Source organism: uncultured Agitococcus sp., assembly GCF_937920075.1.
Lineage (GTDB): Bacteria > Pseudomonadota > Gammaproteobacteria > Pseudomonadales > Moraxellaceae > Agitococcus.
Map to the genome: position 1 here is coordinate 1 of NZ_CALETI010000120.1, position 1,488 is coordinate 1,488.

The following is a 1,488-nucleotide window of genomic DNA, read 5'->3' on the forward strand; positions in this document are numbered from 1 at the left end:
TGTTTGAGGGTCAAGGTTTAGGCTCAGATTTATCGTCTGCGAAAGGCACGGCGTTTGGTTTATTAAACTCTGTGACGGAGTTTGTTGACCATCAACGTAAAGCGCGCAGTATTGACCATCGTTTAGATTCGGCATGGTTTGGCCAAGGAGCAACCATTAAGCAAAGAGCATTGGATGAGGCGTTACGATTGGTGTCGGCTTAGCTGATTCAGTTTTATTTAATTCAACTGCCTTATTTTATGTCTGTTTAAGCACGGTGACTGTGGTGGTCATCGTGCTTTTTTTATGCCGTTTGTTTCTTCATTTCATGTTAATCCCTAGGAGCGTATTTATGTTTGGCTATAGTCCACAAGGTTATGAGGCCTTGTCAACCAATCGTCAACGGCTGTTAGATGCGTTGAATGCGGTTGCCATTACCGAGGTGACAGTTCGTTATGTTGGTGGTGGTGATGAAGGCGATGTCAGTGAGGTAATTGTTCAGCCTGAGTCGTCTTTGCCGCACTTAAACACACAGCGTTTAGTGTATTGCTATGCGCGTGGCGAATACCGCGAAGGGGCTTGTTATTACTTTTTAGAAGATAAGGAGGTGTTGCTTGATGATGCGTTACGCGACTTTGTGTTCACTTGGGTAGATAGCCATCACAGCGGTTGGGAAATCAATGAAGGCGGTTCGGGGGTGATGACCATTCATGTCGCCGAAGACGATTTTTTATTAGAGCATAGTGATTATTACACTGAAAGTCTTGATTTTGCCTACAGTCTGTAAAGCCCTACCCACACGTATCTCTCTACTCAAGTTAAATCTATTTCATTCAGTGTTATTCAACTTTTTCATGGAGAACAACCATGCCCGAGTATCATAATCCCGAAGCTATCGCGATTATTCAGGCCAATCGTGATTTGTTATTACACACCATGCCGTCATTAGGCATTAGTGAAATTACTATCGAATACGAAAGTTATGCCGATTCAGGCGATGTCACGGCCTTAAAGGTCTTCCCCGAAACGCAGTTAACGCAGATTGACAAATGCCAACTGCCCTATCAATTCTTAATCCTTGCGCGTGATACACAAGGTCAGTATTACAGTGCAGGTGAAGTCCAACAAGTATCAATGCGTGTGGCCTTATGTGATTTTGCCTTAAGCTGTTTAGGTATCAAATACCCTGATTGGGATACCGAAGAAGGGGCTGAGGGTAAAGTGATTTTAGATGCCGATGAACAGCGTTGTGAATTGATTCATACCCAATTTTTTATGGAATATGCGCGTCATTCACCCTACCACGATACAACAAAACCAGCGGTAAATAATACGCTGATTTAGTAAGTTAATTTTCTTTCCTTCACTCAGATTCTTTTTTCATTCGCCCTGTTGCTGTTTAGCACAGGGCTTTTTTTATGCCCTTTTTTCTTAATTACCAGTCATTTGGAGTCTTATCATGATGGGTTACAGTCCTAAATCTTTTGAAGCGGTGCGTGCTAATCGTCA

At 42.7% G+C, this 1,488-nt stretch carries 3 protein-coding genes; all 3 read left to right on the forward strand.

Annotated features, from left to right (window positions below; genetic code table 11):
• The coding region (locus Q0212_RS04350) for a DUF932 domain-containing protein (RefSeq protein ID WP_297922758.1) at positions 1 to 203 on the forward strand (203 nt) is incomplete at its 5' end.
• Between the two features lie 128 nt (positions 204 to 331).
• Positions 332 to 766 (forward strand): DUF6878 family protein, encoded by a 435-nt coding sequence (locus Q0212_RS04355; RefSeq protein WP_297922760.1) that lies wholly within the window; start codon positions 332 to 334, stop codon positions 764 to 766.
• 80 nt (positions 767 to 846) lie between these two features.
• Positions 847 to 1,323 (forward strand): DUF6878 family protein, encoded by a 477-nt coding sequence (locus Q0212_RS04360; RefSeq protein ID WP_297922763.1) that lies wholly within the window; start codon positions 847 to 849, stop codon positions 1,321 to 1,323.
• Positions 1,324 to 1,488: the final 165 nt, after the last annotated feature.